The organism is Mycolicibacter senuensis, from assembly GCF_003284925.1.
Classification (GTDB): domain Bacteria; phylum Actinomycetota; class Actinomycetes; order Mycobacteriales; family Mycobacteriaceae; genus Mycobacterium; species Mycobacterium algericum_A.
The window spans coordinates 12862-35191 of the sequence record NZ_QMEX01000014.1 but is presented as its reverse complement, the minus strand read 5'-3'; the positions used below and the strand labels follow the sequence as shown (position 1 = coordinate 35191).

Genomic DNA, 22330 nt, shown 5'->3' with positions numbered 1-22330 from the left:
GCCGATGGCGCCGCCCGTGATTTGTCGGCGCGGTGACTCCGCCGGTATGAGCCTGAACGCATCCCGACCATGAACCGTTGCCCGGCAGCGGTGTTCCGCGCGACCGATTGCACAGCCCGCGTGTGACTTGGCGGCCTCATTCGGCCGTCTGATATGCCGTCGGGTATTTGTCCGTCGACGTCCACTTCGCGATACTTTGGTTGTTCGATCATTACCCGATCCGCCGCGGAGCTTGGACAAGCTAACTATCTATTCATATATCGGATTACCGGCTTGGGGGTGGGAGAGAGGCGCGGGCGCATCCGGGCAGGCGAGTGCTTTGCCGACGCCTTCATCGACGCTTACTGCCCCGCGGGGCTGGTCACGGCATGGGCGGCAGGTGTACCCGCTGAGCGAGATCCCGCCGAGTGGCAATTGCAGACGTGTTGATGGCATCGGCCCCGAAACGGCGCTGTTGACTCTAGGATTCAGGAATGCTTCGACGTCTTGCGACGGCGGCACTGGCGACTGCGCTCCTCGGTATTGGCGTGCCGGCCACGGCCACCGCGGCTCCCGGCTCCGACGGGTCTGAGGAGGCATCGTGCGCCTTCACGCTGTCGCCGCCATACCGGGCGCAGGTTTCCGGGGTAGACGTGGTCACCGCAACGGTGACCGTGTTTCCCTGCACGGGATCAAGTGTCCCCGGCGTGGCGACGGCATGTGTACAGCTGCAAGGCTCCGATGCGGCTCCGGTCTGCGCGCAGCAGTATTCGAAGGTCGGGCCGGCGCAGCCGTATCTCACCCCTTATGTCCCCGGGACCTATGTGTCGACCGGCAAGGGCTGCACCAACCTGGTCGGGGCAACTTCTCCTGGAGCGCAATGCCAAGCCCTGGGGCCGTCCACGGCGGCATTGTAGGAAGTCTGGTCTTCCCATCAGTCCATGATGTCGCGAACTTTGGTTTTCTCGTAACCCTTGAGCAACGCTGCGCTGGCGATCTCCATGTGCCTGCGCCAATGTGCTTCGGCCTCGATGCCATTGCGAGCGAAGACAAGATCCACCAGCCGGTCATACGAACGAAGTAGCTTGGCGTACGCCGCCTTCGGCACGACATCCCGAACCGCAGCGGTGGTGTGTCGTTCCGATATCTCGTGCAACATGCCGGCGATCATGCCGAGGGTCGCGTTACCTGACAGCTCGACCATTCGCCGGTGCAGGCTCGCCGAAGCCTGTGCCAACTCGCCCGATTCCCTGGCGCTGGGGATCTCATCGACCAGCCGCTTGAGTTCATCGTGCGCATCTTTGCTGCCGGTTTCGGCAAGCAGTTTTGCGGCGACCGGTTCGATCGCGGCGCGGGCGGTCATCACGTCGGCGAGAGTGGTACCAGACAGTTCGAGCAGCAGGCCGGCCGGTCGTGCGACGATTTCCGGGCCCGGTACCCGCACCCGGGCGCCTGTTCGTGAGCCGCGTCGCACCTCCACCAGCCGTTCGGACTCCAGAACTCGCACCGCTTCTCGCAGGATCGGCCGGCTCACCTGAAAATGGGCCATGAGGTCGGCCTCGTAAGGCAGGAAGTCGCCGTCCTTGAGCTTGCCGTCGACGACCATCCTGCGTAACGTGCGCGCCACCAGTTCCGCTGTTTTCGGCGACCGAACGGCGCCCGACGCCGTGTTCGGTGTCATCATCGGCGCGAGCGATTCCTGACGGGACACGGCCACCTCCTGCTGAGCATCACTTCTACGACTGAGTAAACCATGTAGCAGGCGGATCGCCCGACGGGTCAGAGTAGATGAGGCGCGTGCGCGATAGCGGCGGCATCGTATTCGGCCCGCCTGCGCCGTCCGATCAGGAAACTCGGCGGCGCAATGAAAGCCGTGTCGGGCAACCGGCGGCGGCTCTGCAGCATCTCCCGCGCTTGCGCCGCGTCGCCGCAGATTGCCACGGCCCACAGCATCTCGTCGGTGACATGCTCGGCGATCCGCGCGGGGTCGCCATGGCGAAACGACGCTCGAATGGCTGCCACCTGGTCCTGCCAACCGTGCAACTCGACGAGCGAGTCATACGTGCGCACCGTGAGGTAAAACGCGATCTGCAGGCGTGCCTCCCGGATAGCGCGGTCAGGGTCGGCGTCGTCGATCGCGGTGATCAGCCAGCCCCAGCGCCGTAGGGCTTGTGGATCGCGCCCACTGGATTCGGCACCTCGGGCGGTTTCCGGGTCGACCACCTCGTCCCACCAGCGATCGGTGAACAATCCGTGGCCCAGTACGCCGTCGGCGCTGCGGCCCGCCGTGCGCAGCATGACCTTGTTGAACGCGCCGACAAGGATAGGCACATCGAGCCGGCCCAGGACCGGCGCTCGAATGTCTGCCTCGACGGTGTAGAAGTCGCCTCCGTAGCGGACGGTTTCGCCGTTCTCCGCGTGAAGATACGCCCTGATCACCTCGATCAATTCGGCCATGCGCGGGGCGGGGTGACTGGCGTCGACACCGAACCAGTCCCGATTCATCCGAGATGTCCCGGCGCCGAGGCCCAGAAACACCCGGCCCGGGGCGATCTTCGACAGGTGCCGGACCGCTGCCGCGTGAACGAACGGCGAGCGGGCGAAGGCGTAGGCGATACCCGGCCCGACCATCGCCGCGGAGGTCGCATTCGCCATCTCGGTGGTCGTCACATAGGCGCTCAGGTCGGCGAATTCACCGGCGCAGAAGGCACCGGCCTCGGCGGCTTCCGCCTCGACTGCCAGCTTCGTACCGGGCCATGGAAGTCCCCACTTCATCATCCGGCCTCACAATCGGTGTCGACACCCAGTTCGTTCACTTAGTAACATAGGTGAGTCTAGCTTGCCGGATGTGATGCCGATCAGTCTGTGGTTGGCAGAGTAGGGCACTACCGCCTGGGAAACCGCAGCGTCGAAAACTGGAAGTGGCTAAGCCGCGGTCCACGCCGCGATGAGTTCGTCGACCGTGGTGAGCTGACCCAGCATGGCCATCGTGTTGTCCAACACCTGTTCGCCATAGCTTGCCGGGGTGCCGCCCACGGCGTCCCGGGGAATAGCCAGGTGAAATCCCGCTTGGGTCATCTGGCCGGCGGTGTGGGGCAGCGCCAGATTCAGCGATACCCCGGTGAGGACGACGGTGCGCACGCCGAGGCCCTTCAGCACCGGCAACAATTCGGTATCCAGGGTGGGAAACAAGCCGTGGTGCCGCGGCAGGACCAGATCGCTCGGCGCCAGCAGTTCGGGAAGAACCTGGGTGGGTGCAGTGCCCGGCGCCCATCCGGCGGTGGCCTGGCTCAGCCCCCGCCATAGCCGGGCGGTGCCGGTGTGGTTGGCGCCCAGCGCTCCTTCGTAGGTGGCGTGAACCACCCGCACGCCGTGGGCGCGTGCGGCATGGAGCAAGCGCCGCAGATTGGGAACGAGGTCGCCGATGTCGGCGGACAGTGCGGGCAGTGCGGCTTCCGGGCCGAGGACACCGTTTTGGCATTCCACGCACACCACGGCGACAGCTTCAGGGTTGTCAGACGGCACCGCCATAGTCACGCAGCGTAGCATAATTTTTGACACGAATGACAAAACTGGCCCGGGAAACCCTTTAGTGCAGCGGCGAATTCGTTCCGACCCTGGCCGGAAGCCCTTAAGGTGAGGCGATGCAGATCCGCGAGTACGCCGAGTCCGACAAGCCCGCCGTCATCCTGCATCCATCGGGAGCGGTGATCGGTTTCGCGGAGCTGGAGGCCCGAGCCAACCGGTTGGCGCACTACCTCCGCGAGGCCGGGCTCCGCGAAGGCGATACCGTGGCCGCAATCCTGGAGAACAACGAGCACGTTCACCCGTTCATGTGGGCGGCGCGGCGAAGCGGCCTGTACTACGCGCTGATCAACACCCATCTGACCGCGGCCGAAGCCGCCTACATCATCGACAACAGCGGGGCTGCAGCTGTGATCGGATCGCGGGCCACCCGCAGTGTGTGCGAGAACCTCGCCGAGCACCTCCCCGGCGGCCTGCCGGAGCTGCTGCTGATCGCCGACGACGATCTCGACGGTTGGCGTCGCTACCCGGAATGCGTTGCCGACCAACCGACGACGCCGATGCCCGACGAACGCGAGGGCGATCTCCTGCAGTACTCGTCAGGGACGACCGGGCGGCCCAAGGGAATCCGCCGCCCGCTGCCACGTCTCTCCCCGGCGGAGGCGCCCAATATATTGATGCCGCTGATGGATGCCGTCGGGATCACCGGCGACGCCGTGTATCTGAGCCCTGCGCCGCTGTATCACACCGCGCCGTCCTTCTGGTCGATGACCGTGCAGGCGCTGGGCGCCACCACCGTCGTGATGGAGAGATTCGACCCCGAGCAGGCGCTGGAGTGCATCCAGCGCTACCGCGTCACGCACGGGCAGTTCGTCCCGGCGATGTTCGTGCGCATGCTGAAACTCCCGGAATCGGTGCGCAATTCCTATGATGTGTCCAGCCTGCAGCGGGTGGTGCACGCAGCGGCGCCGTGCCCGGTGGCGATCAAACGTCAGATGATCGACTGGTGGGGCCCGATCATCGACGAATACTACGCGGCCTCCGAAGCGGTCGGCGCCTCGTTCATCCGGGCCGAAGACTGGCTGGCTCGTCCCGGTTCGGTGGGGCGGCCATTGGTGGGTGTGCCGCACATTCTCGATGACGAGGGTGCCGAGTTGCCGTTCGGAGAAGTCGGCGAAATCTACTACGAGGGCGGTCATCCGTTCGAATATCTCAAGGACGAGGTGAAGACGGCGGCGTCACGCGATACCCACGGCTGGGTGACGGTGGGCGATGTCGGCTATCTCGATGAAGACGGTTATCTATTCTTGACCGACCGGCGCCACCACATGATCATTTCCGGCGGGGTCAACATCTATCCGCAGGAGGCCGAGGACCTGCTGGTCACCCACCCGAAGGTTCTCGATGCGGCGGTGTTCGGCATCCCCGACCTCGAGATGGGCCAAAGCGTCAAGGCTGTGGTGCAGACTGTCGACCCGGCCGAGGCCACCGAGCGGTTCGCCGACGAACTACTGGCGTGGTTGCGGGATCGCTTGGCGCACTACAAGTGTCCACGGTCGATCTCGTTTCAGCCGCAGCTGCCGCGCACCGATGCCGGCAAGCTGTACAAGCAGGAGCTGATCACGAGGTACTCCACTGATCAGCCATAGCGCAGTGGCAACGAGGCCAGGGCGTAGGTCTGCGCCGGGAAGATGATTTCAGGGACGTAGTCGTGCGCCAGCTCGAACTCGGGGACCTGCCGCAGCCATTCCTCGACGATCAGCGTCAGCTCCATGCGCGCCAGATGCGAACCCAGGCAGCGGTGTGGGCCGCCGCCGAACCCCCAGTGGCGGTGTACCTTTCCATCAAGGACGACATCATTGGTGGATATCGCGTCGCTGTCGTCGCGGTTGATCGCGCCCAGGCATAGCCGGATCTGCGATTCCGGGGGCAGCGTCACGCCGGCGACGGTGACGGTGTCGGTGGTCACCCGGGGCACGATCGGTGCCGGAGGCTCAAGTCGGACGATCTCCTCGACAAAAACCTTGATCTGTTCGGGGTCGTCACGCAGTGCGCTGCGCAACTCGGCGTTGCGCGCGAGTTCGAGCAGCGCGGATCCCATCGCGGAGGTGACAGTGTCCAGTCCGGCCAGCACGAACAGATAGCTCAGGCCGATCGCTTCGGCGTCATCGAGGGCGTCTTCGCCGGTGAGCACCTGCGACAAGATATCGTTTTGGGGGTTCTGCCGGCGTTCGTTGATGGCTTCGGTCAGGTAGGCGAACAACTCCAGCGCCGGGGTGAGGTCGGCGCCCTCGAGGGTGGGCCGGTCGGCCAGGGCGATGACGGCGTCTTTCCATCCGATCAGCCGATCACGGTCGGCCAGCGGAAGCCCGAACAGCGTCAGAAACACCTGTGACGGGTAGGGGATCGCGATGTCGGCCATCGCGTCACACTCACCCTTGCCGGCTACCTCGGTGATGATGTCGACAGCCTGTTGCTGCAGCGCCGGAAGGATTTCACTCAGCGTGTGCGGGCTGAAGAAGGGCTGCAGAATCCTGCGGAATCGGGTGTGTTCGGGTGGGTCAAACGCGAGGGGCACCAGCGGAAGCGGACTGCCGAGGACGTCGAACGCCTTCTTCGACGAGAACAGTTCGGGATTGCGCAGCGCGGCGAGAACGTCGTCGCGGCGCGTCAGGTAGTACCAGCCGTCCATGAACACCACGGGTCCGGCGTCGCGTACGACGTTCCATCCGACACCGCGGTCGGTGGCCATCGGCAAAGTGGCGTAGGTGAGTACGGGGGCGCCGTGGGTGTCGGACCGGCTGTCCTGCTGGGTGGTCATTGAATCTCGTCTCCCATCTTGGTTTGGCTCGGGCACCACTGGGCGGCGGTCAGAATGCCGACCGGTGCAGTCCGCCGTCGACCTCGATCCAGGCGCCGGTGAGATATCCGGCGGGTTCGGAACACAGGTAGGCGATCAGGGAGGCGATCTCGGACGGTTTGCCCATCCGGCCCGCCGGCACCCTGGCCTGAGTCAGCATGAATTCGCGCCGTTGTTCCTCGGTGCCGGCCCCGAAATTCTGCTCGAGGTAGGCGATCGCGTTGTCGGTTTCAATCCAGCCGGGCGCAACGGTGTTCACGGTGATGCCGTACCGAGCGTATTCGTCGGACACCGTCTTGAGCAGTCCGACCGTCGATGGCCGACTGGTGTTGGCGACCGCGTGATGGATGTTGCCCGCCGGTTCTTTCGCGGTGGCCGATCCGACGTGGACGAACCGGCCCCAACCCGCGTCCTGCATACCCGGCAGCACGGCCTGCAATAGAAAGATCTGGCTCATCGTGTGCAGCTCGAACGACTCGCGATAGATGTCGGCATCGGTGATGTCGGCGAAGTCGCCTGGCCGTTGATATTTGGCCTGACCCACGACGATCAGCGGTGGCCCGGACTCCGCGGCGATATGGCGGACGGCCTCGTCCAGTTCCGGCTGGCGGCTGACGTCAGCGCAGACTCCGATCGCGATGCCGCCCGCGGCGCGAATCGTATCCACCGCGGCGTCGACATCGGCCTTGGTTCGTGCCAGCACCGCCACCCGGCAGTCTTCAGCCGCCAGCAGTTTGGCGACCTCGAAGCCGATGCCTTTGCTGCCTCCGACGATCAGGGCCGATTTGCCGGCGATTCCGTAGTCCATTGTTACCGGCGGATGTCCATGCCGGCGTCGACCTTGAGCACGCTTCCGGTGAATGAGCGACCCAGGTCGGAGATCAGGAACAGAATCGCGTTGCTGACGTCCTTCGCCTCGATCATCGGATAGTCGGGCAACGCGGTCTGCATCGCATTGACCAGGTGCGGGTTCTCCTCGATCACCTTGAACAGCGCCGGGTTCTCGGTGATCATGGGCGTTGCGCAGTTGGTCGGGGCGACGGCGTTGACGCGAATGCGTTCGGGTGCAAGCAGGTTTGCGTAAGCCCGGACCAGTCCGGTGATGGCCAGCTTGGCCATCAGGTAGGCATCGTTGCCGCCGCTTCCGTCGGTGAGGTCCAGCAGCGCCGCCATGGAACTGGTCGCGATCAGGTTTCCGCCGGACCCTCGTTCTTTGAGGTGGGGGATGGCGACCTGGAAGGCGTTCCAGACACCGACCAGCATGATGTCGATGCCCAGCCGCAGCGCTTCGGAGGCGTCGCGCTCATCGGCGTTGGACAGGATGACACCGGCGTTGGCGATGACGGTGTCAATGTGGCCGAACTGCGCCACGCCGGCGTCGAACGCCTCCTGCAGGGCGGCCTTGTCTCGCACGTCTGCCGTGCGGAAAAGCATTTCCTGGCCGGTCTTTTCGACCAGGCGTGCGGTTTCCTGCAGCTCGTCGGCGGTGCCGAGCTTGTAGGGCACCACGTCGAGGTCTTCGCAGATGTCGACACCCACGATGTTCGCGCCTTCCTCGGCGCACATGACCGCGTGTGACCGGCCCTGGCCGCGCGCGGCTCCGGTGATGAAGACGACCCGGCCATCGAGTAAGGCCATGATGATCTGTTCCTCTCGTTCCCGCTGATTGGGGTGGACGGTCCCTGGCGCAGGCTGACCGAGTGCAGTCGGCCGGCACAGACCTATCGATGGATGCTACGCGAGCAGTTGTGAATCGTACAACTATTTCGCTAATTTTACTTACTGACTGGTCGACGATCGTGAAAGGAAGTCTCTGCATGCCCCATACCTCCGACGGCGGTCCGCGCCCACCCGATGGCGACTGGCTCGGCAGCCCGTATCTGAAGTTCGAACGCGACGGCGCGTTCGCGATTTGCACCCTGGATCGCCCGCAGGCACGCAACGCGATGACGCCGGCGATGTATTTCGGTATCCGGTACGCGATCAGCCGGACCAACGCCGACCCCGACCTTGCGGGCCTGCTCATCACCGGAACCGGCGACGTGTTTGCGCCCGGCGGCGATCTGGGACAGGGCGGCGAAGACAACTGGATGGACTTCGCGTCGACCCTGGGGATGGACGTCACCCCGTTCGACGTGCTGCGCAAATCGCCGAAACCGGTGGTGGCGGCGGTCAATGGGCTATGCCAGGGCGGCGGCCTGCAGATCACCCTGTGCAGTGACGTGTCCGTGGTCAGCGACCGCGCAACCTTCCGGGTGCCGGAGTTGTTCCGCGGCATCGCAGACACCTACTACAGCCAGATGCTGGCTCGTCTCATCGGACCGGTCCGGACCCGGGACCTGATGCTCACCGGTCGGACGCTGACCGCGCAGGAGGCCCTCGACTGGGGCATGGTGACGCGCGTGGTAGCGCACCAGGAGTTACACGACGTGTCGCGCGATCTGCTTGCCCAGATCTGCCGCACGGCGCCGGCAGCCAGGGGCCTGGTCAAGGCCAGCCTGGACAACTACATGGGGCTCTTCGACCGCATCGGCATGCAGACCAGCCTGGAGGGACCCGAGGCGATCGAAGGGTTTCGTGCGTTCAAGGAGAAGCGGTCGCCGACCTGGGTGCACCCGGACCTGCGGGTGGAAGGGCGCCTGTAGGGCCTATCGAAAGTCCGAGCCGCCGTCCACGTTGAGGTCGGCGCCGGTGGTGTAGGTGTTGTGGCGCGAACCGAGCACGGTGATCATCGGCGCGATCTCTTCGGGGAGGCCGGCGCGGCCCAGTTGGCCCAACGCGTCGCCGAACATCTCCTGCAGGACCGCGGCGACGTCGACCGGGTCGTCGGGATTCAGTCCTCGCGCTGTCATCTCGTCCGCGACGTAGTCGCGGACCTGTGCGGTCATAAAGCTGCCGGGCGAGACGGTGTTCACCAGGATGTTGTCTTTGGCCAGGGTCTGGGAGAGATTCTTGGTCAGGCTGGTCAACGCTGCCTTGCCGGCGGTGTAGGCGATGAGACGCGGGGACTGCCGCTGCACCGAATGCGCCGAAACATTAACGATCCTGGCCCATTCCGCCTTCCGCAGCAGGGGCAATGCAGCCCGGCACGTCCGCACGGCGCCCATCGCCATCAGATCAAACGCCAGCGTCCACGTGCTGTCGGCAAGTTCCTCGAACTCACCGACGATCGGGGCGGCGGGGCCGACGGTGTTGACCAACACGTTGAGCAGACCCCAGCGTGAATCCAGTTGCGTGAACGCCTCCTCGACGCTTTCCTGCCGGGACAGATCCGTCGAGATACCCACGGCGTCGGGGCTGCCGGCCGCCTGTAAGACCGCGACTGTCTCGTCGAGGGCCCGGGGGTCCCTTGCTAGGACGGCCACTCGGGCGCCGTTCTGCGCGTAGCACTGCGCGGTCGCCCGACCCATGCCGGCGGTGCCGCCGGTGACGACGACATGGGCATCCTGCAATCCGAGATCCATACCGTCTGCTCCTGTCAGTAAGCGCGGGTTCGCTTTTTACTTCGGAGTGAAGCGCTGCGCGCCGTCGAGGCGCATCACCTCACCATTGACGTAGCCATTGCTCAGTAGGAATACCGCGGCGTCGGCGAACTCGCCGGGTGCTCCGAGTCGGCGGGGAAACGGCACGTTGGCCGCGAACTTGGCGATCGCCTCGTCGCCGACGGACTCCATGATCGGGGTCTTCATGGTCCCGGGCGCAATGGTGTTCACCCGGATGCCCGCCGAACTCAGATCGCGGGCTGCGGCGATAGTGAGCCCGATGACACCGGCCTTGGCGGCGGCGTAGGCGGTTTGTCCGATCTGGCCCTCGTAGCCGGCGATGGATGCGGTGAGCACCAGCGCTCCGCGCTCGCCGTCGTCGCCGGGGTCGGCCTTCGCCACCGCCGCCGCCACCAGGCGGGCCATGTTGTACGTCCCGTTCAGGTACAGATCAATCGTTTTGGTGAATCCGCCGAGATCTGCTGGGCTGCCGTCTCTTCCGACGATACGCTGCGCCACGCCGAAGCCGCCGTGCGCAACTACCGCATAGCGCAGTACGCCGAGCCTGTTGGCCTGCTCGACCGCGCCCAGTACGCTGTCCTCGCTGGTGACGTCGGTGCTCACGAAGGCGGCTCGGCTGCCCAGCTCGTCGGCCAGAGCCTTGCCCTTGTCTTCGGCCAGGTCGGCGATGACCACGCCGAGGCCTTCGGCGTACAGTCGCCGAACCGTCGCCTCACCCAGGCCTCCCGCTCCGCCGCTGACGATTGCCGATGCACCTTCGAATTTCGTTCCTGTCACGAATCCTCCTCTTGATCAATATTTCTCACGTTGTTTTATCGCCGATCAGCACGTCCCACGGATCCTGGGCCGCCAGAGTCGCCCGGCCCAGGAGCTGTGCGTAATGCCCGGTACTGCCGTAGTCGGCGACCCAGCTCTGTGCGCGCATGGTCGCCAGCCACAGTGGATGCTCTACGGTGACGCCGATCGCGCCGTGCAATTGGTGGGCAGCCGTGGTGACGGCGGCGGTGACCCGGCCGATCGTGACCTTTGCGGCAGTGACGGCGAAATCGGTTTGCGCCGAGGCGAAGCCGTGATCTGCTGCCGCAGCGACCGCCAGGGTGGCCGCCGCCCGGGCGCGCTCGATGTCACCGGCCATGGCCGCCAGCACGTGCTGTACGGCCTGAAACCTGCTGAGCGGACGGCCGAATTGGACCCGGTCTCGGGTGTGGTCCACCGACAGCGCGGCGGCCGCGTCCAAAGCGCCGATGGTCTGCGCACAGCGTGCCCAGGCGCCGCGCCGCACCAACTCGTCGGCAACGGCCCGGTCGACGCAGTGCAGCCGATCGACCGCGACATCGAACGTGATGCGATCACGCGGCTCGCCCGCGAGGTTGTGACCTTCGTAGGAGTCGACACCCATCTGCGGGTCATCGGCGTTGAGGGTGCCGACCCATACCTGGTCGCCGATGCGGCCGGCCAACAGCACCGCCGCGCACGCCCGCGTCCACGGCACATCGTGGGCCACGCCGCTGACCCGGCCGTCGGCGTGCCGGGCGTCGGCGATCGCGACGGTCAGCGGCCCGCTGGGGAGCTCGATGCCGACCCGCTGTCCCAGCCACGCGGCCAGGAGGTCCGTCTCGGCGATCGGCACGGCACCCGCGTAACGCGCCAGGCCGTAGAGCACCACCGCGGACTCGACCGGCCCGGCGTCCAGGTCCGGCGTACTGGTCAGCCGCGCCAGCCCGGTGTCCTCAAGGGTCCGCCACAGATCCGGGTCGAATCGTTCCGGCACACCGCGCTGACCCAGTCGCGTCTCGAAGGACCGTCGGCCGATGTCGTCGACCAGCGCACGCAACTCGGCGGTGTCGTCGTCGGAACGGTCCGAGTCGAAGATTCCACCCGAAAGAGCGCTCATCGCAACCCCATTCCACGAGCCACCACGCCGCGCAGCACCTCGTTGGTGCCGCCCCGCAAAGTGAACATGGGTTTGTGCAGAAACGCCGTAGCCAGCATGAGTTTGAGCGCGTCGTCGTGATTCGCGCCCTCGAGGAGGTCGGCGACCAGGCCGACCGATTCCTGCTCGAACCGGGTGCCGAGGTCTTTGACCAGGGCAGCCTGGTTCGCGGCGTCCTCGCCGTCGGCCAGTGTGCGGGCGACCGAAACCGACAACTGGCGTAGCGAGATCAACCGGGCCACCAGATCGCCGATCTCGGCGGCGGTGCGGTCGTCGGGAGCCGGACCGGATCCCAGCGCGCGGATAGCGGCGATGATCAGCGGGGCGGTGGACAGGATCCGCTCGGGCCCGCTGCGTTCGAACGACAATTCGGATGTCACTTGGTGCCAGCCGTTTCCGATTTCGCCGAGCACGTCGGCGTCGGGCACGAACACCTCGTCAAACGTGACCTCGTTGAAATGGTGCTCACCCGACATCAGCACGACCGGATCGATCCGGACGCCGTCGGCGTCGCAGGGCACCAGGAACTGGCTGAAACCGGCGTGGCGGTGTTCCGGGTCAGCCGGGCTGCTACGGGCCAGCACGACGACCTGGTGGGCATGGTGTGCACCGCTGGTCCATACCTTCGTCCCGCTGAGCAGCCAGCCGCCGTCGGTCTTGGTGGCCTTGGTCTGCACCGCCGCCAGGTCGGAGCCGGCCTCGTGCTCACTCATCCCGATCGACGAGTAGAACCGACCCGCGGCGATGCGCGGCAGCAACCGTTGACGCTGCTCCTCGCTGCCGTAGGTCAACAGCCCCGGCGCGACCTGTCGGTCGGCGATCCAGTGCGCGGCCACCGGCGCACCTTGCACCAGCAACTCCTCGGTCACCACGTAGCGGTGCAGGTGGCCCAGCCCGTGGCCGCCGTACGACCTCGGGATGGTCAAACCGACGAATCCGGCGTCGCCCAACCGGGCGCTGAATTCCGGATCCCAGCCGCCCAGCCATGAGTCGACGGCTGGTGTCCAGCCGAACTCGGCACGGTCAGCGCGCAGAAAGTCCCGGATCGACGCCCGCAGCTTGGCCAGTTCGGGTTCGTTCGCGCACAGTGCCTCGAAGGAAGGCATCAAGGTGGTCATCGTCAGTAGCGTCCTACACCGTCGGCAGCGGGGTCGACGCGAGATAGAAGTTTCCGGTCAGGTCTTCGTCGCGGGCCGCGAGCCGGTACTGCGCCAGGTCATCGATGCCCGCCTCATGCAGCACATCTTCGTCGGTATAGAAGTGGCCGCTGCAGCCGGCGGTGGGGCGGGTGACCAGGGCGTGCACCGCGTCGGCCATGATGCGCGGGTGTCGCGCCTGCGCCCGTACCGTGTCCTCGCCCATCGCAACCATCATCCCGGTGCTGGCCACGGTGGTGGCCGGCCACAACGAGTTGACGGCGATGGGGACCGAGGCGAACTCCGCGGCCCAGCCCAGTGTCAGCATGCTCTCGGCGTACTTGCCGACCGTGTGCCCGGTGTGGGCGCCGAGCCAGGAGGGCTCCAGGTTCAGCGGCGGCGACACATTCACGATGTGCGCGTTGGTGGACCGGCGCAGGTGTGGATAAGCCGCCTGCACGACGGCGAACGGGCCCTGCACGTTGATCTCCAGCAGCCGGGCGAAGTTCTTGGGAGGCAATTGCGGAGTGCGTCGCAGGTCCAGTGCGCCCGCGTTGTTGATCACGATGTCGATCCCACCGAACTCCTCGGCCGCGGCGGTCACCGCGCGCTGTACGGCGTCGGCGTCACGCACGTCGCACACCAGCGGCAGGGCACGACCGCCGGCCGCCCGCACGGCCTCGGCTGTCTCGGCCAGAGTTCCGGCGATCTTGGGATTCGGTATCTCCGTCTTGGCCAACAACGCCACGTTCGCACCGTCGGCCGCGGCGCGGACCGCGATCTCGCGGCCGATGCCGCGGCTGGCGCCGGTGACAACAACAACACGGTCCTTCAAGGTAGGAGCCACCGGGTTTCCTGCCAAAGCCGTCTCCCTCGCCGTCATCTTCTGATGCAAAATGCTGTAACTATATACCTTATTCACGGTACGCAAACCGGCGCGGGACCACCCCGCGAACCGAGACGATGCCAACTGCCGTCTCCGCAGACCACTGGATGAGGGTCCACCGCGGCCGCTCGATGACCAGCACCGATGAGGCAGCACAGGAACCTTCTGAAGCGGAAGTAATTCCCGCTTGTCAACCGCGAGGCCCTCATCTAGTGTAATCGTCCAACCAAATAACTGATTTACGTCACACCCCCGTGACCAGCGTGACGGCCACTACAGTGCGTCCCGGGGGCGTGCCAGCAGGAGGGGACGTTTCATGAGACCGTGGCTCCAGATCAGATCCGCCGTTGGATCGGGTCCGACACTGAAAGCGCCGCGTCAGGCGACCTACGCCTCCCCACTGATCGTCGGCGCCCGCGGGCCCATTGCCCAGGGCCAATGGGGTGGTACGACCGACGCCTCGCGAGAGCGGTCCGGCCACGCCGCGCAGTACGGAGATCTACCCTTTCCGCAAGGCTATTGATATGCGGGACAGCCTGCTGCCACTGATGCCGATCCCCACCGACCCGTCGGAGCGCACGCGATCCCATAAACATGCTGACGGTGATCGATGACCGCCAGCGTCGACAACGACCAACTGCAGGACGGGCTGGCTTCGGAGTCGAGCATGGTGGGCTCGAGAACGATGGGCCCGTTACGCCAAGGCTTTGTGGCTTACCCGCGCCGGGCTGCGCGCCACGTGGGCATGATTCCACGGCGTACCGCAGCCACGACCGGTCGTGGCCTGCAGCTGTTCGCGGACGTGTTGCGCTACATCGTCGCCGATGTCATTTCCCTGAGGCTCGCGGTCGGCGACGTCGTTGTACAGGCCTGGGCCTTGCTCAAAGTGACGGCGACACCCGCGCTGTTGATGGCCATCCCGATCGGCGCAATCGTCACGGTGGTGACGTCGGGGCTTGTCAATCAACTCGGGGCCACGTCGCTGCTCGGTGCTGCCGCCGGCGTCGGTGTCGTTCGGCAGGGAGCGCCGATGACCGCGGGGCTGTTGTTGGGGGGCGCGGCGGCTTCGGCCATCGCATCGGATTTTGGGGCACGCGCTATCCGTGAGGAACTCGACGCAATGCGGGTGATGGGTGTCGACCCGGTCCGGCAGTTGGTCGTGCCGCGTTTCCTCGCACTGCTGTTGATTGCCCCCATTCTCTGCATATTGATTGTGGTGTCGGGAACTGCATCCTCCTTTCTGATGGCAGTGGGAGCGTCCGACGTCGCACCTGGAAGTTTCTGGATGTCGTTCGGGACCTTCGCGAAGCTCGTGGACATATGGTTCGCAATCGGCAAGACGCTGGTCTTTGCGGCAATCGTGGGTATCGTTTCATCGCTCCGAGGAATGGAGGCGAAGGGCGGTCCGCGCGGTGTCGCGGATGCTGTTAATTCATCGGTGGTGGTCAATGTCGTGTGGATCGTCTTCGCCAACCTCGCCATAACACAGTTGCAGTCGATGTTTGCTCCACTGGAGGTGGCGTAGTGGCTGACGGTCGCCACGTAGCAGTACCGAGCACGTATTTCGGAACTCGATTGGCAACAGCGGCAGTGCGGCCGATCGGCGGACTGTTCCATAACATCGGCCACTGGGTAGTCTTCATCGCCAAGGTCGTCAGTGCCGTGCCGGTAGCGGTCGTCAAATATCGACGGCAAACATTGCAGCAGATGAACAGCCTCGCCTGGGGCAGGGGTTCGCTCATCGTGGATGGCGGGGCGGTAAGCGTACTGCTGCTCCTGGGTATCGCGGTCGGCGCCTCATTGGCAGTTGAGGCGTTTTCCGTCTTGAATATTATTGGCTTCGGCGGATTGTCGGGGATTGTTGGCGGAATCGGAGGGGTTCGAGAGATCGGGCCCATAGTGGCCGCTGTTGCGTTCGCCGGGCAAGCGGGGTGTCGGATGACAGCCGAGATCGGTGCGATGCGCATTTCCGAAGAGATTGATGCTTTGGAAGCGTTGGGGCTCCGGCCGATACCTTTTGTGGTCGGCACTCGCCTGGTCGGCGCGATGACGTGTGTGGTACCGGGGTTTTTGGTGGCGCTAATAGCTAATTTCGTCGTGATGGACGCCGTTATCCGGGTCTTCCACAACCAACCGGGCGGCACATATAATCACTACTTTGTCGAATTCTTGACACCCAGGGATCTCACGTACTCCGTGCTGAAGATAGCCGTCTACTGTGCAGCAGTGACTGTCATCCATTGCTATTACGGATACTTTGCTTCGGGTGGTCCGGTTGGTGTAGGCCAAGCATCGGGTCGCGCTGTGCGGACCAGCCTGATCACCATCATCGTCCTGGACTTGATAATGACCGTGGCACTGTGGGGCCTTCACCCAGTGTTCGTATTCAAAGGTTAGGTGAGCGGGCATGTTACTGCACGGCTCGGAGGAAGCTGAGAAGCGGACGCTGACCACCGTCGGCGCAGCACTCGTGCTCTGCGTCGCCGTCGTCGCCGGCCTGCTGACGGTGTTCAAACCCTTCGGAGGTCGATCGCCTGACGAAATTTCTGTCAGCATCCAGACGCCGTACATCGGTCCGGGGGTCGCCAAGGGTACGGAACTGGTTCTGCACGGGGTAAAGGTCGGGGCCGTCACGGCCGTTGCCAATTTACCCGGAGGTGGTGTTCGCCTGGATGCTGATTTGCAGAAAACGCCAATAGCGGGATTAACCGACGCGATGGATATAGATTTCCGGCCCATCAACTATTTCGGCGTGACAGGTATCAATCTCATCGCACGTGAGGGCGGGAGCCCACTCCACGATGGGATCCACCTGCAGATCGCGCCGAAGGGCAACTTTGCGCTTCAAGCGTTGCTGTCTCGGCTCGGAAGACTTGCCACCGGTACGTTGACCACGCGGCTGATCCAGGTGGTCGACAAAGCCACCCGGTACACCGATGCGTTGAATCCGCTGATCGAGACCATGATCATCTCGGCAAATGCGCTTGCCGACACGCAAACGGTGAGTACCGCGCAACTTTTGAGAAATACGACGGGAGTGAGCGTAGCGTTCCCATCGTTTACCGATGCGCTGATCGATGCCAGCTCCGCGGTAACGCACGGCCATAACAAATTAGGTAGGGGCGTATGGAACGCCACCGTGCACGAGTACTCAGATATTATCGAGCCATTCATGAGTTTTGTAGCGGATAACCTTTTTGGGGCTATCGGCAAACTGGAGTACTCGCATACGGAGGATCTGTTGCCCGTGGTGGACAGTATCACCGCACTGACGGATGTGGTGCCGCCGTTGATCAGGCCGGCGGGTATTTCCGAGATGCTCGTGGAGTTGCGTTCCCGGATTGAGAAAATGTACGAGGGGAGTCCCGAGCAGCGAGCTATCCAGGTTCGTATTGTCCTTGACAGTCTTCCAGGTATAGCGGCGCCGTTCGCAGCCGTGGGTGCGCCATGATGAAGGCTAGAGCTGCATTCTGGCGGCTGGCGATCAGCGGGGCCGTCGCTATCGTCATGTTTATTTTGGTTGCGAATATTATTAGGCAGCCTGTAGCGGGGGATACGCGATCGTATAGTGCCGACTTCACTGATGCATCTGGGTTGCATCTGGACGCCGACGTGCGGGTCCGAGGGGTTCGAGTCGGGAAGGTCCACTCGGTTGCGCTCGAGCGAAAACGCGGTCAAAGTATCGCCGTGGTCGGGTTTACCCTCGACAAACGATATGGCGTGGTCGGCGGAACTCGGCTTGCTATCAAATACCAGGCTCTCACCGGCTTGCGGTATCTGGATATCGTGGATCCGACGGAGACTTATTCAAACGCCGAGCTCGTCACCCATGTGACCACCGCGATGACGCAACCGTCTTTCGATGTCACCACACTGTTCAACGGGCTACAACCGGTGATCGCCACCCTCAGTCCTGAGGAGCTGAACAGTTTTACCACGAATGCGGCGACCTATCTGGCCGGTGATGGCGGCGGACTGGCGCCGATGCTGGAGAGCATCCGCAAGCTCACCCGGTTCGTATCGGACCGCGAGCATGTCATTGCGACGTTGATGCACAATTTGAAGGATATTTCAGACACCATGGGGGGACATGGGAAAGATCTGACCCAGATAATGGACTGGCTTAATGAGGGGCCCGTAGATGGCATTCTGACACAAGCGCTGGACGAGTTCCGGAAAGCCGATCTCTACGGCGCATTCACCGGGCAGGTCGCGCAATTGCTGACGAATATCGGGTTCCCACCCGTGGCGGATAGTGGTTCTTATTTCACCTACGGTCCAGATGCCTTCCCGTCGAATGGCATCGACATGGACGAGGCACTGGATGTTGCCTTCACGCACCTCGAGGACTTTATGGATGCCATCAAACTGGTTCCAGTCATGTGGGAAAACATCCCACCGCCGCCGGAGGCCGGTGCGCCCCTGCCCTGCTCGCGGGGCCGGGCTCAGTTGCCGGAGCAAATGGACGTACTCCTCAATGGACGAAGAGTGGTGCTGTGCAACCGATGAAAGTGTTACGTAACCCGACTGCGTGGGGTGCCGGTGCTCTTGTCCTTGTGACCATTGTGGCGCTCGTGACGGCCATGGTCTATGTCAACCCGCCCGGGGAGAAGATCGTCACCTTCTACACAGACGACGCGGCGGCGGTCCGTCCGGGAGACCCGGTACGCATCGCCGGGATCAACGTCGGCAAGGTGAAGGATCTCGCACTGGAAGCGAATCAGGTGCGGGTTCGGGCCGGGGTCGACGGCAGTGCATTCGTCGGTGACCAGTCGCAGGTGCAAGTCCGCATGCTCACCGTGGTCGGGGGCTATTACGTGAACATCGTGTCACTGGGCGACATCGCTTTGAACGCCAAGGCCATTCCCATGGAGCGCGTGACGATGCCATACAGTTTGATACGGACCCTGACCGACGCGACGAAGATCACCGACAACGTTGATCCGAAGCCCGTGAAGGAATCGCTCGACGAGGTGCAGCAGGGGCTTGCCGGCACCAACGTGGAATCAGTCGCCGCGGTCATCGATGCGGGCAACGCGATTATGTCGACGATCGAACGGCAACGCGGGCAAGTAAGTGCCATCCTGGACCTGTCCGATGAATATGTCCGTGATCTAAACAATTATCGTGAGAAACTCCAAGACATCGTCCGCAGGATATCAATTATAGAACAGACGATTACGCTCTACAGCCAGGGTCTGGCTGCGGCGCTCCAGGGCATGGGTCAGGTCTTGGAGAGTCTGACGCCGATCTTTATTTTCTATCAGAACCACCGCGACAAGGCCCTCGTGAGGCTGCGTGATTGGATCGAGAAAGCGACGATGTGGGTGGAGCGCGAGGGCGTGATCGTACGGGCCATTCGCTTGGGGCGCAGAAAGATCGAACGGATTCTGGACGCACAGCAGGCGGCGCCGGAGTTACTGGCCACTGACCTGTGTATGCCGATACCGGGGAGTGGGTGCTAATGGCCGGTTCAGGTATGCGTCACTTTTGCCGCGTCGCCGCGATCGCGCTCACAGGCGCGATGGTGATGACTGCCGGGGCTGCCTGCGGCCGGCCGCAGGAAAGACGGTCGACTGAGGGATATTGCGCGATCATGCCCGACAGCGTCGGGCTATACGTCGGCAATCCGGTCACGCGGATGGGATACCCGATCGGAAAAATCACGAGCATCAATCCCCGCCCAACCGAAGTGCGTGTGGAGTTCAGTGTTACCGAGCGGCGTCCGTTGCCGGCCGATGTCAAGGCCGTCACCAGGTCGACATCGATCCTTGCTGACCGGTCATTGGAGCTTGTCGGCAACGCTGATTCGGGTCCGAACCTGGGCACCGGTGAGTGTATCCCGCTTACGCGTTCATGGACCCCGAAGAGCCTGTCCGAAGTGATCGGCTCGGCGACCACGTTCGTCAATGGGATCAACCCCGACGGGTCGACGAATGTGGCCGATGTCGTGCGCCAGGTCGATCGGGCGGTGCACAACAACGGGGCCGGCGTGAATCAGCTGCTGACAACGTCATCGGCGGTGGTCGATAGCCCGGATCAAGCGATCAGCGACATCGGATCGATTATCACCAACCTCGCTCAACTGACTTCAGCACTGACCGATGTCAGAGGGCCGCTGAAGGAGGTTTTGCTCAACGCGGAGCAGAACATGTCGGACGTCGCCGTGACGTTGGATGGTGGCCACCACATGGTCGGAGGGTTTATCGGATTGCTCAAAGCCGCGATCGACGTGGAACAAAACCTCGGTGAGGAGATTCAGTTCATGCTCGACGCGACGTCGGTTTCGGTGCGAAAGCTGAGTGCACACGCGCCGTGGTTGGCGAACCTCATGAATCCGGTGCCATGGTGGATTAACACGATAGCCAATCACTACAATAACCGTGAATTTCACATCACGTATCGTCCGCCGCTGTACCGCATCCGCACGCCTAATGGGCTTGCGCAGTGCGGGATCATGAATGCTGCAATGCCCGGCAGCTGTGCCGATGTGGCAGGGCAACCGTACGCGGTTGACGTTGCGCTGCTGCAGTACGTGCTAAGTGAGGCGAACCGATGAAGCCCCGGATGTGGTGGTTGGCCGGAGTAGTCGCCGGTGTTCTTGCCGTTTCGTCGTGCACTTCGATTAATGTCACCGCGCTGCCTCAGCCGGGTAATAGCTATCGCGGTGGATATGACATCGTCATCGAATTCGACAATGCGCTCAACTTGCCGGAGCGCGCGAAGGTGGTGATGGACGGCACCACGGTCGGCGTCGTCACGGAGGTGGCACTTTCCAGCCGCGCCGCCGACGTCACGTCGAGGATTGCCCCCGCCGTCGCTGTGCCGTCGAACATCCGAGCGGTGCTGCAGCAAGACACGGTTTTGGGCGATATTTACGTCGCCCTCGATCGACCGCGAGACCAGGCGGCAGGGCCCGTGTTGCGCTCGGGCGATCGTGTCCCGTTGGCGCAGACCTCGTCTCCGCCACAACTGGAGGACACGATCGCGAACATGGCGAACTTCGTGTCGAGCGGATCCATCCAGCGCATACAGAACACGATCATCCATATCAACAGACTCCAGCCGCCGGGGGGAGAGGCGGCGATCCGCAAAATGGCTTCCCAAGTGGCGGCCGACCTCGGTGACCTGTCGGACAATATGAACCTGGTCGATCAATGGCTCGACGGCGTGTCCGGAACGGTCGGCGTTATGCACCGCAGGATCATGATATTCCAAGATATGTTCTCAGAGTCGGGGATGACAGCCTTCAAGCGGTTCATGGAGATCTTTTCATATGTTGGCACGCTCCTTCCGGCCACGGGCAGTATCTACAGTGGCGGTTTCTGGCTGATGCCGTTACTGCACTCACTCACCGAAACAGCGGGCGCTATGCAGCAATCCAAATGGTCATTCGAGGAGGAGTGGCCTGCATGGCGGAGGGTATTTACCGACTTCTTCCTCCCGCAAGATAAATATCCGGCGATCAATATTACGTCGATAGTCGGGCCTGACGGTCGGGAACTGTCTGGCAATGTGCAGGAAGTACTACGGATCCTGGGTGCGACACCATGAGGGGGCGCGATTTCCTGTCGTTCGTTGTGTTCGGTCTGATGATTGCCTTTGCGGTGGGCTACATCGGCGCGCTCGGGGTCCGGGTTAGGCCGCCTTCTGACCGTACCAATTTGTCCATGACCGTGGCAGACATCAATGGTCTCGTCGTCGATTCCAATATCCTGCTGCGTGGCGTGCCGGTCGGCAAAGTCAGCAAAATTGCGTCATCTGTCGACGGTGCCACTGTCGACTTTTACGTTGATGGCCGTTTCCGCATTCCCGCCGATACCGAAGTGCGGCTCGAAAACCTGTCTGCACTCGGCGAAACGTACATCGGCCTGGTTCCGAGGCGTGAGGATGGCCCGATGTTGCGCGACGGCCAGCACATAGCAACGGAATCGGTGATACAACCAGCGTCGATAACGGAGCTGGCAGTAAGCGTCGGGCGGGTACTCAGCCAGGCGGACCCCGATGCGGTCGAACGCATACTCGTTGAGGGTGACGCCGCACTGCCTGATCCGAACTCGGTCCTACCCAACCTGACTCACGCCAGCGAGCTGTTGAGAAACACCGCCGCGGATATGCACGGTCACGGGCGAGTGCTGCTGAGCAACTTTCAGACGCTGTTACAGAACGCCGGGTGGGTCGGGCCGACGCTGGCTAACACGGTACCCGGAATCCGGGGTAGCGCCTTAGGTGCTCAAAGGATCATGCAAGAATTTTCGGTGGGCGGCCTAGAATTACGTCCAGAGGGTATGGTCACAATGGGTGATCTGTTGCGCCGGATTCAGAAGTTATTGGATGATAATGGCGGTGACCTCAAAGTGATCGGCGAAGCGATTCGGCCAAAAATGAAGGGTATTGCCGGTGCGTTGTTGACGTTCGACCCGAGTCAGATCCTAGCCAACATCGTGGGCGCACTACCCGAGGACGGCGCGATTACATTGCACGTGACCATCCCGGAGAATTGACAAG

At 63.4% G+C, this 22330-nt stretch carries 22 protein-coding genes; 11 read left to right on the top strand and 11 right to left on the bottom strand.

Features of this window, described 5'->3' with window-relative positions; genetic code table 11:
- Positions 1–473 precede the first annotated feature (473 nt).
- Positions 474–896 carry a hypothetical protein gene (locus DQP56_RS24420; protein WP_133258893.1) on the top strand — a complete coding sequence of 141 codons (423 nt, stop codon included), beginning with the start codon at positions 474–476 and terminating at the stop codon, positions 894–896.
- A 17-nt stretch (positions 897–913) separates the two neighbouring features.
- Here DQP56_RS24420 and DQP56_RS06725 read toward each other — a convergent pair whose 3' ends face one another.
- The 3 genes from DQP56_RS06725 to DQP56_RS06715 form a co-directional block, all read right to left on the bottom strand.
- Complete coding sequence (locus tag DQP56_RS06725) at positions 914–1690, bottom strand: FadR/GntR family transcriptional regulator (protein WP_112684207.1); 777 nt, start codon at positions 1688–1690, stop codon at positions 914–916.
- 68 nt (positions 1691–1758) lie between these two features.
- Complete coding sequence (locus DQP56_RS06720; RefSeq protein ID WP_112684206.1) at positions 1759–2754, bottom strand: LLM class flavin-dependent oxidoreductase; 996 nt, start codon at positions 2752–2754, stop codon at positions 1759–1761.
- Between the two features lie 150 nt (positions 2755–2904).
- Positions 2905–3510 carry a cysteine hydrolase family protein gene (locus tag DQP56_RS06715; RefSeq protein WP_112684183.1) on the bottom strand — a complete coding sequence of 202 codons (606 nt, stop codon included), beginning with the start codon at positions 3508–3510 and terminating at the stop codon, positions 2905–2907.
- Positions 3511–3623: 113 nt separating this feature from the next.
- On the opposite strand from DQP56_RS06715, the gene fadD4 reads away from it, so the two are divergent.
- Entirely contained in the window at positions 3624–5153 is a 1530-nt protein-coding gene (gene fadD4 / locus DQP56_RS06710; RefSeq protein WP_112684182.1) for a fatty-acid--CoA ligase FadD4, read from the top strand.
- On the opposite strand, the gene DQP56_RS06705 is transcribed toward fadD4, so the two are convergent.
- The 3 genes from DQP56_RS06705 to DQP56_RS06695 are packed head-to-tail and all read right to left on the bottom strand — an operon-like array spanning position 5144 to position 8002.
- On the bottom strand, positions 5144–6325 hold the full coding sequence (locus DQP56_RS06705) for a cytochrome P450 (RefSeq protein WP_112684181.1): 1182 nt from the start codon (positions 6323–6325) through the stop codon (positions 5144–5146). The genes fadD4 and DQP56_RS06705 overlap by 10 nt on opposite strands.
- 49 nt (positions 6326–6374) lie before the next feature.
- Complete coding sequence (locus DQP56_RS06700; protein ID WP_112684180.1) at positions 6375–7172, bottom strand: SDR family oxidoreductase; 798 nt, start codon at positions 7170–7172, stop codon at positions 6375–6377.
- A 2-nt stretch (positions 7173–7174) separates the two neighbouring features.
- Positions 7175–8002 carry a mycofactocin-coupled SDR family oxidoreductase gene (locus DQP56_RS06695; protein ID WP_112684179.1) on the bottom strand — a complete coding sequence of 276 codons (828 nt, stop codon included), beginning with the start codon at positions 8000–8002 and terminating at the stop codon, positions 7175–7177.
- A 179-nt stretch (positions 8003–8181) separates the two neighbouring features.
- Here DQP56_RS06695 and DQP56_RS06690 point away from each other — a divergent pair, with 179 nt between their 5' ends.
- Positions 8182–9009: an enoyl-CoA hydratase/isomerase family protein gene (locus DQP56_RS06690; protein WP_112684178.1), complete on the top strand. Its 828-nt coding sequence runs from the start codon at positions 8182–8184 to the stop codon at positions 9007–9009.
- 3 nt (positions 9010–9012) lie between these two features.
- On the opposite strand, the gene DQP56_RS06685 is transcribed toward DQP56_RS06690, so the two are convergent.
- The 5 genes from DQP56_RS06685 to DQP56_RS06665 are packed head-to-tail and all read right to left on the bottom strand — an operon-like array spanning position 9013 to position 13783.
- Positions 9013–9828 (bottom strand): SDR family NAD(P)-dependent oxidoreductase, encoded by an 816-nt coding sequence (locus DQP56_RS06685; RefSeq protein ID WP_112684177.1) that lies wholly within the window; start codon positions 9826–9828, stop codon positions 9013–9015.
- A gap of 36 nt (positions 9829–9864) precedes the next feature.
- Complete coding sequence (locus tag DQP56_RS06680; protein WP_112684176.1) at positions 9865–10644, bottom strand: SDR family oxidoreductase; 780 nt, start codon at positions 10642–10644, stop codon at positions 9865–9867.
- 25 nt (positions 10645–10669) lie between these two features.
- The gene (locus tag DQP56_RS06675) at positions 10670–11761 is read right to left on the bottom strand and encodes an acyl-CoA dehydrogenase family protein (protein WP_112684175.1); all 1092 of its coding nucleotides are present in this window, start codon (positions 11759–11761) and stop codon (positions 10670–10672) included.
- A complete protein-coding gene (locus DQP56_RS06670; RefSeq protein WP_112684205.1) occupies positions 11758–12906 on the bottom strand; it encodes an acyl-CoA dehydrogenase family protein in 1149 nt (382 codons plus the stop codon). The genes DQP56_RS06675 and DQP56_RS06670 overlap by 4 nt, the downstream gene beginning before the upstream one ends.
- A gap of 25 nt (positions 12907–12931) precedes the next feature.
- Positions 12932–13783 (bottom strand): SDR family oxidoreductase, encoded by an 852-nt coding sequence (locus DQP56_RS06665; RefSeq protein ID WP_435673825.1) that lies wholly within the window; start codon positions 13781–13783, stop codon positions 12932–12934.
- Between the two features lie 706 nt (positions 13784–14489).
- Between DQP56_RS06665 and DQP56_RS06660 the strand changes: the two genes are divergently transcribed.
- From DQP56_RS06660 to DQP56_RS06625, 8 genes are read left to right on the top strand one after another with little or no spacing between them, the layout of a single operon-like run.
- Positions 14490–15347: an ABC transporter permease gene (locus tag DQP56_RS06660; protein ID WP_435673827.1), complete on the top strand. Its 858-nt coding sequence runs from the start codon at positions 14490–14492 to the stop codon at positions 15345–15347.
- Positions 15347–16219 carry an ABC transporter permease gene (locus DQP56_RS06655; protein WP_112684172.1) on the top strand — a complete coding sequence of 291 codons (873 nt, stop codon included), beginning with the start codon at positions 15347–15349 and terminating at the stop codon, positions 16217–16219. The genes DQP56_RS06660 and DQP56_RS06655 overlap by 1 nt, the downstream gene beginning before the upstream one ends.
- Positions 16220–16229: 10 nt before the next feature.
- Positions 16230–17273, top strand: a complete 1044-nt coding sequence (locus DQP56_RS06650) for an MlaD family protein (protein WP_112684171.1) — start codon at positions 16230–16232, stop codon at positions 17271–17273.
- Complete coding sequence (locus tag DQP56_RS06645; RefSeq protein WP_112684170.1) at positions 17270–18331, top strand: MlaD family protein; 1062 nt, start codon at positions 17270–17272, stop codon at positions 18329–18331. The genes DQP56_RS06650 and DQP56_RS06645 overlap by 4 nt, the downstream gene beginning before the upstream one ends.
- Positions 18328–19287: an MlaD family protein gene (locus DQP56_RS06640; RefSeq protein ID WP_112684169.1), complete on the top strand. Its 960-nt coding sequence runs from the start codon at positions 18328–18330 to the stop codon at positions 19285–19287. Before DQP56_RS06645 ends, DQP56_RS06640 begins: the two co-directional genes overlap by 4 nt.
- Positions 19287–20381: an MlaD family protein gene (locus tag DQP56_RS06635; RefSeq protein ID WP_112684168.1), complete on the top strand. Its 1095-nt coding sequence runs from the start codon at positions 19287–19289 to the stop codon at positions 20379–20381. Before DQP56_RS06640 ends, DQP56_RS06635 begins: the two co-directional genes overlap by 1 nt.
- The gene (locus DQP56_RS06630) at positions 20378–21376 is read left to right on the top strand and encodes an MlaD family protein (protein ID WP_205868810.1); all 999 of its coding nucleotides are present in this window, start codon (positions 20378–20380) and stop codon (positions 21374–21376) included. Before DQP56_RS06635 ends, DQP56_RS06630 begins: the two co-directional genes overlap by 4 nt.
- Positions 21373–22326, top strand: coding sequence for an MlaD family protein (locus tag DQP56_RS06625; protein WP_112684167.1), 954 nt, complete (start codon positions 21373–21375; stop codon positions 22324–22326). The genes DQP56_RS06630 and DQP56_RS06625 overlap by 4 nt, the downstream gene beginning before the upstream one ends.
- The last annotated feature ends 4 nt before the right edge of the window (positions 22327–22330 follow it).